Consider the following 12,397-nt stretch of genomic DNA (forward strand, 5'->3'; position numbering starts at 1 on the left):
TTCTAGCCCGCAAGCTGAATCCCTAAATATTACCCCCCCCCCCCGTTTGCTCCCCTATCCCCACTTCCAAATTTATATCCCTAGGGCGATATTTGTTAAAGGCTTTCATACTGCCCGGAGTCGCATCGATATTGATCCCGCTCCAGCCTTGCGTGTAAAACAAATAAGTATTTGAGAAGCGAAAGGGGTGGTGCGCCCCCACATCGACATAGAATCCTTTGTCGCTCTTTTGCCAAAGTAGCGCACGCACGATGCGATCTTCACCCTCGATTGAGTAGCTAGGATTCATATACGCTCTGCGCCCTAAAAGCCGCTGCCTAGCGCGCTTGAGACACTCCCATACGCGCCTTGGTAGGATCTGCTTTAGTGTATAAGCTAGCATTTTCACTCCTTATAAGTTGGTTAAATCTCATCGCAAGCCAAAGGATATGAGCCTTTGGGCTAGGGATTTTGCCCACGCTCTGCGCCTGCTTCCGTGCGGGAAGCACAGCTTGATAAAGAGCCTTTTAGGCAGAGTCTTTAGGATAAATCTAGGCGACTTACTCCTAGCCACATAATCACTAAGCAAAGGCTGATACTGCTTAAATGCTTGCTTGTGTTTGTCAAACCTTGAGCCACTCTCCAGCCACGATCCGGCGCAGTGGTGTGCTAGTGTGGTGTTTGGGCTTAGGTCTTCTAGCACAGGGGCTAGCCCTACGCTAAGAGGCGAGAAGTAGTCTTTAGGGTAGATTTTGACCCCGCATTTGATGATAGGCTCACTAATATCCCCGCAAAAGCCCTTAGTCTCTACAAACTCGCCTTGATCTAGGAAGTAGAGCTGTGCGAGCTTGGGGCTTATAAGCAGCTCTTTTCTAGCCAAGTAGAGCTTGCCTAGATTCTCATATATCTCGCACATAAATTTCGCTAGCTTTGCGCCTTTCTTGCCAGCCATAGCGTGGCTTGTGTAGCCGCCATTTACTCTATCTTCTATGCCGATTATCATCTCATACGCACTAGATTCTAGCTCGCTAATAATGGCGCGAAACTTCTCTCCACTTATCACTTCAATATCCGCGTCCAAATACACGCCCCCATAGTGATAGATAAGCCACCACCGATAATAATCCCCCAAAAACACGCCATCTTTAAGCTCGCTTAGGGCTTTGGTGTAGGGGTTTAGATCTAGGGGGAGATTGCTTGCATTGTAGGATCTAATCTCAAAGTCCGGTAGCTGCTGCTGCCAAGTCTCAAGATAGCGCGTGTAGATGTCGCGCTCGCCATTGAAGCCAAAAAAGATCCTGTGGAGGTGTTTAAGTGATTGGGCTTCTTTTGTTTTAGGCGTTGGCTTTGGGCTTGGAGGCGTCGCATTTCTAAAGAAACCTGCTGCGGCTACGCCTTGCACCGCTATCGCTGGTTTTGAGCGATAAATCGTGGATTCTACGGCGTGGGCTTGCTCATTATCGCCTAGATAAATCCCTTCGCCCACGCCTTGAAAACCCCGATTTCTCATCTCAACTGCTGCCGCCTGCGATTCGCTTACTTTTTGGGCTTTGTTGTCAAAAATCCTAGAATCCTGTGTGGAGTTTTCTACATTTTCAGCATTTTCCCTAGAATCCACTTTTTTACATATCGCGTTGTTTTTGTCATTGTGAGCGGATTTATCCGCGTGGCAATCCATAGAATCAACCGCCCTTGCCCTAGAATCTAGTTTTGCAAAACTAGATTCTAGGCTATGGATCGCCACGCCGCTTTGCGCGGCTCGCGATGACGCTCGGCTTTCTTCTTCTAGGATTCTAGGAATTGCGGTGGGGCTGTGGAAGCTTTGCAAACTTTGGGGAAGGTTAGCGACCTTGGTGGTCGTGCCTTTCACAAAGTTTGCAACACTGCCGCATTGCTCACCCAAAGCCGAATCCCACTTGCCTAAAGCGTGTGAGAATGCGTTGTATATCTCCCTAGCACACCCCTCCCAGCTAAATTTGCTCGCCTGCGTTAAAGCCCTTTGACTTAGCTCCCTAGCATAGCTCTCATCGCTATAAATTTTGTAAATCGCTTCTTGCAAGCCTAGGGCGTCATTTGGGTCTAGGGCTATGCCGCCACTGCCCAGCACTTCAGGCACAGAAGTCGTGCTAGAAGCGATAGTCGGGCAGCCGCAGCTCATAGACTCTAGCACCGGCAGCCCAAAGCCCTCATAGGTAGAGAGATACACGCTAGCAAGACTATGGCTAAAGAGATTTGCCAAGTGCCTATCCTCAACATAGCCCGCGCGGATAATCTTGCTGCGCCACTCCCCCAAAGAGTCAAAGCTAGATTCTAGCTCGCCTATGAAGCTCTCCCACGCCCCACCTCCAAGCACTAGCACTAGGTCATTGATATTGTGCTTTTTGATACACTCGATGAAATTTCGCGCGACAAAAATCAAGTTTTTCCTAGGGTCTAGCGAGCATAGGCTAAAGATATAGCGCGCATTATGCGGGATATGGTATCGCTCTCTTATTTGCGCGTTTTTACGCTCATCAAAATCTCTGTAAAATATCTCCCTATCTGCGCCAAGCAGTGCTACGCTGATATGGCTCTCACAAAGCCTAGTAGGGAAGTGCTTAAGGAAGTCGGCTTTGGTAAAAGCAGAGTTTGTGATATAAAAGTCCTTGACATTAAGCGAGTCGGCTATGTCATAAAAATCGTGCCGCTGTCTCAATACCTGTCTCAATACCTGTCTCAATAGCTTATCAATAGGTATATCACTCATTCTAAAATGCTCTTCATAGACAATTGGGATCACATCGTGCAGGAGTGTGAAGCGCACGCACTCAAGTGCGGCGATCTCTTTGGCAAAGGCATAGTAGGGAGAGAAGAGAATATCGCAGCTCTGCATAGATTCTAGTGTGCTTGATCCTAGCTTGTGGTAGCGCGCTAGAATGATAAATGGCAGAAACACCGCCCGCATAGCGCGGTCTAAAATGGGGTGATTGCGCTCTCTTAAGTAGTGGCAAATGGAGTATTTTTGATAGCACAGATAGGACAAAGCGCGCTCTACAAGGCTAAATCTATTGACAAAGCTAAAGCCCTTTAAGCTCTCTAGCTTGGCGCACTCTCTTTTGCAAAGTGTGTAGAACTCCAGCTCGCAAAAAAGCCTAACTTCACAGATTTTGCTTAAAGCTAGCAGGACTTGGTAGGCACTAAGTGTAATGCCGCTGCGATTGGCACTAGAGCGAGAGATATACATTAGCGCGCGTGCATCAAAGCAGACTGTAAGCCTTGTGCCCTTGGTGCTAGAATCTAGATTTTGACAAGCTGGCATTATGCTTCCTTGTGGCTGGGATTGGAGGGGGTAAAGAGTCTTGCTAGAGCGTGCAGGGCAGCATAGATTCTAGGGGCTTTGGTCTTAGCGGCAAATATCGCCTTTGTCTTATATGCTTGCAAAGTGGGGGCGATAAAGGCACGCAAAATCTCTGTGAAAAAGGGGCTTTTACGCGCTACTTCCCACCACTGCTTGGTGTGAGGGCTTGCATACTCTATAAGCTCTAGGGTGGAGTGTGTCTGCTTGATATAGCACACGCGCCCCCACGGCTTAGGCTGCGCAGCAAAATGCACGATATAGGGAGATTCTAGTGCGCTGTCATAAGCGGCGCGGCTGTGGCGAGAGAGCATTGATTGAGCTTCTTTGGTGGATTCGGCTTTCGGGCTAGAATCGTGGATTTCATCGCCGCGCTTCGTCGATAGACCTCCAAGTCTTATCTCCTTGCGCGGCTTGAAAAACCCCGATTCTATCTCCAAAATCCTAGAATCCTTTGCTGACTCGCTTACATTTTGGGCGTTTATCCCAGAATCCTCGTTTGCTTCCGCTTGCGGCGTGCTTACATTTTTGGCGTTTATCCTAGAATCCACTTTTTTATTAGCGGCGTTTTTATCGTCATTGCGAGACTTGCTTGGCAAGTCGTGGCAATCCACTGCAGCTTTGTCATTGCGAGCAAGCGCGGTAGCGGTTGCGTGGCAATCCATACTAGAATCCACCGCCCTTGCCCTAGAATCCACTTTTGCAAAACTAGATTCTAGGCTATGGATCGCCACGCCGCTTTGCGCGGCTCGCGATGACAAAAGGGTGGCTTCATCATCTCGCAATGACGCTCGGCTTTCTTCTTCTAGGATTCTAGGAGTTGCGGTGGGGCTGTGGTTTTCACTACTGCTCTGGGATTCTAGGATTGTAGATGAGAAATCGGGGCTTTGCGAATCGACACAAGGGCGCGCACTTGGCGTGCGTAACCGCAGGGTCGATGAAGCAATCGCCGATTTATCGCTACAAGCCGAATCCTCTTGTAAAAAGCGCAAGATGTGTGGCGGAGCTACAATCACATTCCACCCAATCGGCAGCTCGATCGCCTCATCACAAAAGCACTCATTTAAGAGATTTTGATCGTGGAAGCCTTGCGTGATTTGTGGGCGTGTGGCTATTAGGCGGAAGAGTCGCTTACTAGCCTTTGACTCTCGCCACTTCTCCATATCTAGCAGCAAAACTCCAGCATTGAAGTAAAATCCCAAGTGATTGCTACACGCACTAGAAGCGTCATTAAAGGCTAGATCACGCACCGCACCAAGCAATGCGCCTTGCAAATCTATGCTAAAAAGCCTAGCAATATCTGTGCGCACCAGCACATCGCAATCAAGATAGACGCATTTGCTAATGCTAGGGGGCAAGATAGAGTCTAGCAGCAAGCGCAAGTAGGTGATATGGCTGTCATTCTCGCCTTGGGTGGGCAAGGATACAAAGCGTGCTAGAGAGTGGCAAGAGTGTGAAATACTAGCATTGGGGTAGGTGGATTCTATGCGCGAGAGCTTGGCTTGTGTGGCTAGAGATAGGGGACTATCGCTTAGGAGATAGAAAGTAATATCCGCTTGCGTTGTCTCTAGCACAGAGATCATCACCACGCTTGCGTATTTGACATAGCTCTCATCAGCGCATAGCACGATGGGCAGGGCATTATCTTTTGGCATTATTAGCCCTTGCGCTTTTTAATCCGCGCACAAACTCCGCGACAAATACCGCCAAAATCGCGCACACAAAGCCACTCACACAAAGCAGTATCCACATACTTTTGCCACCATAATGACTCCCCACGCCCTCTTTTAGCACACTTAGATCGCGGAAGCCTTTGGCATAAGTTTTAGCAGGGCTAGAGTAGATGAAAAAGCCATTGTTAAGAATATCATCAACCCCAGCCATCCACGCCGCTACCTCATCGCCCTTGGGCTGCAAATCGCGCAAAAAGCCAAGAGAGTCTATAAGGGCTTGCACCTCTGGCGCAGAGTCTAGCTCCTTTTGCACCGCTTGGGCTACTTGCTTTGCTTGGCTCTCACTCTCTGCTGGATAAACACACCAATACACATCAGCATAGCTCATCGAATACCCAGCCGGTGCTAGAATCCACATTTTGCCCTGAATTATATGCGCGATTTCTCTGCTCACATTCTCCAGAGGCTTTGCATACAGGCGGCTAAGGAGCGGGTTTAAGATCCTATTGCTCACAAAATACGCGCTTTGAGAGTTAGGCGATCTAGTCGCACTCTTTGATAGGATAAAAAACGCATAATTATCCCCAGCACTTAGGCTAGCATTTTGCGCGGTGCGCTGCTTGTATAATATCCCCACACCCCCCACACCAAGCACCAAAGCAAGCACCACAATAAACACCCACCTATACCGCCAAAACACCGCCAATGTAGAATCCATCACAACTCCTTAAAAATATAGTAAAACCACTTCCCATAGATCCCATAGCTATCAAAAAGATAGATATTCTCCTTGCCAAAGAGCATAGTTTTAAGCTTATAAAGCAAGCACGCTCCAGCAAAAAATAGCGCGAGCATAGAGAATCTACGCAGCCCTACAAAGAGCAAAAATCCCAGCAAAATCGTGGTAAAAAGTATGGTGAATCTATGTGCGATCCCGCCAATGACCAAATGCAAAGCAAAATACATCATCACAAACCACATCACAAAGAAAAACCACCGCTTTTTGATAGGGTCATTTGTCGGTAGCAAAATCAGCCCCGCCACCATAATGACCAAGCCCAGCTCAATGGCATTTGGCATAAACTCCCCAAACCCCATTGCATAGAATCCTAGCTTATCAAAGAGCGGCAGCTCTCTAGGCAGCGCGCCGCTATTATAAAGAGCTAGAATCTGGGGGAATGTAAGCCCTGCAAGCACCACGACAGCAAAGCTTAGAGCAAGCGTGGCTTTAGGATAATGCCTAAGTGCAAAAAGCAAGGGCGCAATCAGTAGGGTGCTTGTGTGAAAAAGTGTGGCAAGCGCGATTGCAAAAAGCTTGCCTAAAGTGGTGCGTGCATAAAGCGCATAGAGGATCACAAGCGAGGCAAAAAACTGCCGCGTGTATTCCCCGGCGATATAAAAGTCAAAAAACAGCAGCGACAATGCCACGCAGAGTGATTTCTCACTCTCTTTAAGCTCGCTCATAGCGTATTTCTCTAGCCAAATGTAGAAAAGCACAGAAGCAGGGAAAATCGTCCAAAACAGCACAGAAGCAGGCTCAAGCTCGCCAAAAAGTGCGATAAGCACGACATACCAGAATCCAAGCGCACACTCAATCTTATAGAGCGAAAACACTTGCATAATATCGCCATTTAATAGCGTGCGATAGGTGGCAAAATAGCGGATAAAATCATCGCCCTCCCAGTGGAAATACATTCTACTTGCATAGAGTATGCTTCCACTTAGGATAATGCCCACGCCAAGTGCGATACGGCAGAGCTTATCAAGCTCTTTTCCACACGCCAAAAGTAGTAAAAACCCCAAAATGAAAGAAAAAAGCGGGCAAAAAGGCAGAGCCATATAGGGCAAAAGGCACGCCGCATACAGCCCATAATGCCTAGAATCTAGCGCGACTAGCATACACGCGCCTTGCTAGGCTTGCGGTAGAATCTATGCTTGATGACTCCATTTACCGCATAGTGCGCGAAGTAATACGCCGCTTTATGTAGCGGCAGCTGCAAAATCTCGCGATAGACTTGCCATTGTCTATGCGCGGATTTAAGCTTATTGGCAGTGTCGCTTTGGCTATGGATCCTAATGCGCGCTAGATAGCAAATATCATCTAACGGGGGGGGGGGGGGCGAAATATATGCGCAATGATCGCGCAAGATAGAGAGCCAAAGCTCATAGTCGTGGCGGATTATGCCAGCTTGTGGAGTGCCGACTTTGTCTCTATCATACATTGCCGTGGAGTTGCCGATTTGACAAGTTTTAAGCATATCGTTGTAGGTGATTGTAGAGTTGGGGAGAAAGCCCCCAAGCATTGCCCCACTCTCATCAATCACGCGATAGCCCCCATAGCTTAGGGCTGCATCTTGTTCAAGCATTGTGCTTACCTGCACTTCTAGCTTATGAGCCTCCCACACATCATCAGCGTCTAAAAATGCGATAAACCGCCCCTTGGCTTGTGAGAGAGCGTAGTTGCGCGCGGCACTTACGCCTTGATTGCGTGGGAAGAATGTAGGCTTAATGCGAGAATCCTTGTGTGCATAGGCTGCAATGATAGATTGCGAGCTATCTTTAGAGCCATCATCGACTATCAACGCTTCCCAATGTGCATAGCTCTGTGCTAGGACAGAATCTAGCGCGGCAGCGATATACCGCTCGTTGTTAAAATTGGGAATGATGATAGAGACAAGATTGTGCATTGTGATCCTAAAAGCGCGTAAAGTAAGTGCGGATTCTAGCTAGATTATTTTTAAGCGACAATAAACACCGCGCGCTCCTACTCACTTATGCGTCCTTCAGCACCCTCTTCTAGCTCATTTGGCGTGTCTTCAAGCTCTAGGCGTGTTTTTTGGATTTGTATGATTGCATTGGCTAGCTCTTTGGCGATATTATGGCTAAAGCCCACGGCATTAAGCAGTGAAGTCCCATTGGGAACGCTTATTTGCTTTTTGCTTAGTATGGATTCTATATGCACGATAGAATCTTTATCGATTTTTTTAAACGCCTTTTTCTGGGATTTTAGCTTGATAATGGCTACTTGCGGGTGGATCTCTTCATCAGTGTTAATCTGCTCAATACTGCGCAAAAGTAGGGCTAGATGTGTCCGTAAGGCGTTGTATTCACTAGATAGAATCTGGTTTCTTGATAGGCTGTTTTTCTTAAGATTTGGCTGCAAAAGCTCCATATTTTTGATAGCTTCAATGATATGGCGTGAGGCAGAAGTAAGCATAGCAAACTTATAAATATGCTCTTTGTCTTGCGTGTGGGCTTGGGCTTCTGTGGAGAAGTCAAGGATCGCATTAAAAAGCACTTTGATTTTTTTGATATAAAAAATCTCAATATCCACATCATCTTCATTTGCCCTATTCCAAATATGCTCCTTTAGCACCTCTTCTATGTCTTTTTCACTTCGTATGTCGTGCCGCGAGAAGCCAAGCGCGTGGGCGATAAGCTCAAAGGCGTTTTCATAGAGATGATACACCTCTCTTGTAAGCGCGATTAGCGCGGTGTTTTGATACTGCACGATAGTATCACTCACATACAAAGGCTTATCGACTTGAGAGTCTTCATCTTTCATCAGCACTTCTAAGAATCTAGCGATTTTGGGGATAAATGGCAGGAGAAGCACCACGCCCACAAGATTAAAGAGCGTGTGAAACACCGCAATGCGCAAGACGCTGTCCTCCCCAAAGCCTAAAAGCGCGGAAATGGTGCTATTTATCCACATAAAGTAGTCAAATGTCGCAATCACAAGCAGCGCGATACCAAAGTTGAAGATACAATTTGCCATAGCCAAACGCTTGCCATCGACATTGGTGCTAAGTGAAGCGATAACAGCGGTCATAACCCCGCCCACACTTGTGCCAAGTGTCGCTGCAAGGGCGTTTTCATAGCTCATACTGCCAGCTGCAAAAGCGGAGATGATGATTGTAAGCGTAGCGTGGGAGCTCTGCACGATGGCTGTCATTAGCGCACCTAGCCCTACAAAGAGCAAGACCCCGCTTAAGCCCTCCATAGAGTATTGCGAAAAATCTACAATCTCTTTATACTCTTCAAACCCTTCTTTAATATACCCCACACCTAAGAAGAAAAACCCAATACCCACAAAAATCTGCCCTATGCCTTTGCTCGTCTTTGAGCTCTGGAAGTTGAAAAGCACGCCGCCTACGATGAGCGGGAGTGCAAGGGCTGAGATTTTCATACCGCTAACCCCAGCAATAAGCCACGAGCCAGCACTATTGCCAAGATTTGCGCCAAAGATCACGCCTATGCCTTGCGCAAGACTTAAAAGTGCTGCAGAGACAAAAGAGATAGAGAGCACAGAGACTAGCGATGAGCTTTGCATAACCGCTGTGGCAACGCTCCCAAAGGCGACACTCCTTACTGAAGTGCTTGTAGAGCTTGCTAGGAGATTTTCCAAAAAGCCGCCATTAAAAGCGCGGAATCCACTCCCAAGACTAAGCATACCAAAGAGTAAAATCGCAAGCCCAGCACTGACATTGGTCAAAGCATCGCTTGTGGATACAAGATAAATAATCGCCACAATACACAAAGGTATAAGGTATCGTTGAAACATAGCTCCCCCTAGATTCTGCATTACTCAAAGTTTGCGTAGAAATTTTGCTACATTGTAGCCTAAACACAGAGTGTTTAAAGTTACATTCTGCCAAACTCGCGCAATACTTAAGTCGCTTAAGCAAAATTTAGCCACAATGCCGCCATACTTAAAGTAGGACAAAGAGCGATTATGCAAGGCTACATTCTCTGCGTGCAAAAGCAAAAAAACGAAGATGTCATCGTGCGCATTCTCACACAAACCCACATCGCAACGCTGTATAGATTCTACGGGGCGCGCCACCCTATCGTGCATATCGGGCGAAAGATTGACTTCACCAAAGAGTATAATGGCACCTTTATGCCAAAGCTTAGAAATGTAGTGCATTTGGGGTTTGCTTGGGAGAGAGATGTAACACGCCTGTATGTATGGCAGCACTTTATCGAGCTTTTGCACCAGCATTTGCGCGATATTTCTAGCCTTGAAGAGCAGTATTTCTCTATCCTAGATTCTAGTGCGAAGCGGCTTGCTAGCCAGAATCCTAAGCGCGTGGTGCTAGAAGCGTATGCGCAAATCTTACACCTAGAAGGTCGTATCCCACCACTAAGCCACTGCCTAATCTGCGATCAGCTACTAGAGAGCGAGCCAGATCATAACGCACTAGAATCTTTAGAGCTAGGCTATTTGAGCAGTGATACAAGCGCGAGTTTGCAGGCATTGCAAGAATCTAGGGAGGCTACCTTAAGCACAAAGCTAGATCACAGGGCGCATACTTGTCCTATCACACCTCCGCAACACATCGCAAATATAGCGGTGCTACGAGGGTTTTTAAGCGCGCATACGGCGTGTGCAAATGCAGCGACCCTGCCTTATACTAAGCTAGAATCCTATCTCCGCACAGCTAGCACGATTGATCTAGATGATGAAGAGCTTGAGCGAGCATATCAAGTGCTGCTGCTTGGCTTGTAGGTGCCTTATAATCCCTTTAAGGCAAGTTTTGGCTATAATCACGGCTGTGATTTAGATTTAGGAGTTTGGTGGTGGGCTTAGGCAGGGTGTTTATCATAGGAGTATTGCGACAATCTTGCTCTAAATGGCTTATGTGTGGGGGCTTATGTGTGGCGGTGCTGTTTGGGATTCTAGCTTGTGCGAGAGTGCCAAAGCCTACGACAGAAACGCCCATACGCCTTACAATCAATGTCGCCGGTGTCTTTAGCGATCTTACAGATGGAAGCACCACGATAAAATCCGCGCTGACTTATTGGCGTAAGCGCAATGATGATGGCAGCTTTGGCGATCGCTTTGCCATAGGCGGGGCAAATGCCTTTAACCGCGCGATCAACACGACACGATTCCGCAAGGTGCGCGATGAGGTGGTGGCACTTGATGCTGGGGAGTATGTCTTGGACTCCTTTGAGCTTCAAGCACCAAAATCCATAGCCATCTCACAAGATGGTGATTATACAAAGCGCGATGGCTGGGATCACACAAGCAACACCCCTAAATACTTGCTTCTATCACTGCAAAAGCCCGTTGTGCTACCGAGATTTATCATAGAAGTGCTAGATTCTAGAGCGCAAGGTGGGCAGAGGGTGCGGCTGCTTATGTGCCTAGCAGATAATGAGCGTGTCCCTGAAGCCTTGCGCTTTGGCAGATATATGCAGCCAGCGCGTGCGCCAAAGGCTATGTGCGATAGAGTCTTTGGCAATATGCGTGTAAGCAAAGAAGAAGGCAGGTAGGGCGTGGTCTCTAGGAATGTAATTTGCTTTAGATTCTACAAATCTAGCACGCCCATAATGACTCTATATTTAAGATTATTTGTAAGGAGCAACAATGGCAGAAGTCATCACCATAACTTCCGGTAAAGGCGGTGTAGGCAAATCTACCGCCACGGCAAATCTCGCAGTAGGGCTTGCGCAAGTGGGGCAAAAAGTAGTCGCAGTGGATTTTGACATAGGGCTTAGAAATCTTGATATGATCCTAGGGCTAGAAAATCGCATAGTCTATGATGTGATTGATGTGATGGAGGGCAAATGCGCCATCTCCCAAGCCCTAATCCAAGACAAAAAGACGCCAAATCTTAGCTTCCTCCCAGCTAGTCAAAGCAAAGATAAAACGATCTTAGACAAGCAAAAGGTCAAAGCTTTGATCGAGTCGCTTAAAGAGCAGTTTGACTATATTTTGCTAGATTCTCCAGCGGGGATTGAGGGCGGCTTTGAGCACGCCATTTTCTGGGCGGATCGCGCGCTTGTGGTGGTAACGCCAGAGGTAAGCTCGGTGCGTGATAGCGATAGAGTCATAGGCATAATCGATGCTAAAAGTGATAAAGCCGCCAAGGGCGCAAAGGTGCAAAAGCACTTAATCATCAATCGCATTAAGCCAGAGCTTGTGGAAAATGGCTCTATGCTTAGTAGTGAAGATGTGCTAAAGATCCTAGCAATCCCGCTTATCGGGCTTGTGCCAGAAGATGAGAGAGTCGTATCTGCGACAAACTGCGGCGAGCCTGTGATCTATGACAAATCTAGCATAAGCGGCGAATGCTACAAGCGCATTGTGGCTAGAATCCTAGGTGATGAAGTGCCATTTGTGGAGTTTAAGAAGCAAGGCGGGATTTTGCAGGGCTTTAAAAGGCTGTTTCAATGAGCTGGAAACTTTTTAGCAGAGATGGCGGCAGCGCGAAAGTCGCACGCGATAGGCTTACGATAATGCTAGCACACGAGAGAAGCGTGAAAGTGCCGTATATGGAGCAGATGAAAGAAGAGATTTTAGCCGTGGTGCGCAAATACACCCAAACGGACAAAATCGCTATAAGAGCGGATTCTAACCAAGAAGTAAGCACACTAGAAGTAGAAATCACTTTAGGATAAG

The 12,397-nt window shown here is 47.4% G+C and carries 11 protein-coding genes; 4 read left to right on the forward strand and 7 right to left on the reverse strand.

Annotated features, from left to right (window positions below; genetic code table 11):
- Window positions 1-22: 22 nt before the first annotated feature.
- The 7 genes from NYG90_RS02300 to NYG90_RS02330 all read right to left on the reverse strand — a co-directional run bounded on the left by NYG90_RS02300 (window position 23) and on the right by NYG90_RS02330 (window position 9,550).
- A complete protein-coding gene (locus NYG90_RS02300) occupies window positions 23-382 on the reverse strand; it encodes a class I SAM-dependent methyltransferase (protein WP_285264644.1) in 360 nt (119 codons plus the stop codon).
- A gap of 27 nt (window positions 383-409) precedes the next feature.
- A complete protein-coding gene (locus tag NYG90_RS02305) occupies window positions 410-3,277 on the reverse strand; it encodes a glycosyltransferase (protein WP_285264645.1) in 2,868 nt (955 codons plus the stop codon).
- Entirely contained in the window at window positions 3,277-4,968 is a 1,692-nt protein-coding gene (locus NYG90_RS02310) for a glycosyltransferase family 8 protein (RefSeq protein WP_285264646.1), read from the reverse strand. The genes NYG90_RS02305 and NYG90_RS02310 overlap by 1 nt, the downstream gene beginning before the upstream one ends.
- Window positions 4,955-5,704 (reverse strand): hypothetical protein, encoded by a 750-nt coding sequence (locus NYG90_RS02315; protein ID WP_285264647.1) that lies wholly within the window; start codon window positions 5,702-5,704, stop codon window positions 4,955-4,957. The genes NYG90_RS02310 and NYG90_RS02315 overlap by 14 nt, the downstream gene beginning before the upstream one ends.
- On the reverse strand, window positions 5,704-6,885 hold the full coding sequence (locus NYG90_RS02320) for an EpsG family protein (RefSeq protein ID WP_285264648.1): 1,182 nt from the start codon (window positions 6,883-6,885) through the stop codon (window positions 5,704-5,706). Before NYG90_RS02320 ends, NYG90_RS02315 begins: the two co-directional genes overlap by 1 nt.
- Complete coding sequence (locus NYG90_RS02325; RefSeq protein ID WP_285264649.1) at window positions 6,879-7,673, reverse strand: glycosyltransferase family 2 protein; 795 nt, start codon at window positions 7,671-7,673, stop codon at window positions 6,879-6,881. Before NYG90_RS02325 ends, NYG90_RS02320 begins: the two co-directional genes overlap by 7 nt.
- Window positions 7,674-7,750: 77 nt before the next feature.
- Window positions 7,751-9,550, reverse strand: a complete 1,800-nt coding sequence (locus NYG90_RS02330; RefSeq protein WP_285256598.1) for a Na/Pi cotransporter family protein — start codon at window positions 9,548-9,550, stop codon at window positions 7,751-7,753.
- Window positions 9,551-9,721: 171 nt separating this feature from the next.
- On the opposite strand from NYG90_RS02330, the gene recO reads away from it, so the two are divergent.
- The 4 genes from recO (at window position 9,722) to minE (ending at window position 12,396) form a co-directional block, all read left to right on the forward strand.
- Window positions 9,722-10,498 carry a recombination protein RecO gene (gene recO / locus NYG90_RS02335; protein WP_285264650.1) on the forward strand — a complete coding sequence of 259 codons (777 nt, stop codon included), beginning with the start codon at window positions 9,722-9,724 and terminating at the stop codon, window positions 10,496-10,498.
- Between the two features lie 104 nt (window positions 10,499-10,602).
- Complete coding sequence (locus NYG90_RS02340) at window positions 10,603-11,268, forward strand: hypothetical protein (protein ID WP_285256596.1); 666 nt, start codon at window positions 10,603-10,605, stop codon at window positions 11,266-11,268.
- Between the two features lie 94 nt (window positions 11,269-11,362).
- Window positions 11,363-12,172: a septum site-determining protein MinD gene (gene minD, locus NYG90_RS02345; protein ID WP_285256595.1), complete on the forward strand. Its 810-nt coding sequence runs from the start codon at window positions 11,363-11,365 to the stop codon at window positions 12,170-12,172.
- Window positions 12,169-12,396 (forward strand): cell division topological specificity factor MinE, encoded by a 228-nt coding sequence (gene minE, locus NYG90_RS02350; RefSeq protein WP_115010801.1) that lies wholly within the window; start codon window positions 12,169-12,171, stop codon window positions 12,394-12,396. The genes minD and minE overlap by 4 nt, the downstream gene beginning before the upstream one ends.
- Window position 12,397 lies beyond the last annotated feature (1 nt).

This window comes from Helicobacter zhangjianzhongii (assembly GCF_030249855.1).
GTDB classification, from domain to species: domain Bacteria; phylum Campylobacterota; class Campylobacteria; order Campylobacterales; family Helicobacteraceae; genus Helicobacter_B; species Helicobacter_B zhangjianzhongii.

Excerpts from the sequence above, each read along its gene's own strand:
- NYG90_RS02305 (WP_285264645.1), bottom strand. The coding sequence starts at position 3,277 with ATGCCAGCTTGTCAAAATCTAGATTCTAGCACCAAGGGCACAAGGCTT.
- recO (WP_285264650.1), top strand. The coding sequence starts at position 9,722 with ATGCAAGGCTACATTCTCTGCGTGCAAAAGCAAAAAAACGAAGATGTC.
- minD (WP_285256595.1), top strand. The coding sequence starts at position 11,363 with ATGGCAGAAGTCATCACCATAACTTCCGGTAAAGGCGGTGTAGGCAAA.
- NYG90_RS02330 (WP_285256598.1), bottom strand. The coding sequence starts at position 9,550 with ATGTTTCAACGATACCTTATACCTTTGTGTATTGTGGCGATTATTTAT.
- NYG90_RS02320 (WP_285264648.1), bottom strand. The coding sequence starts at position 6,885 with ATGCTAGTCGCGCTAGATTCTAGGCATTATGGGCTGTATGCGGCGTGC.
- NYG90_RS02300 (WP_285264644.1), bottom strand. The coding sequence starts at position 382 with ATGCTAGCTTATACACTAAAGCAGATCCTACCAAGGCGCGTATGGGAG.
- NYG90_RS02325 (WP_285264649.1), bottom strand. The coding sequence starts at position 7,673 with ATGCACAATCTTGTCTCTATCATCATTCCCAATTTTAACAACGAGCGG.
- minE (WP_115010801.1), top strand. The coding sequence starts at position 12,169 with ATGAGCTGGAAACTTTTTAGCAGAGATGGCGGCAGCGCGAAAGTCGCA.
- NYG90_RS02315 (WP_285264647.1), bottom strand. The coding sequence starts at position 5,704 with ATGGATTCTACATTGGCGGTGTTTTGGCGGTATAGGTGGGTGTTTATT.
- NYG90_RS02310 (WP_285264646.1), bottom strand. The coding sequence starts at position 4,968 with ATGCCAAAAGATAATGCCCTGCCCATCGTGCTATGCGCTGATGAGAGC.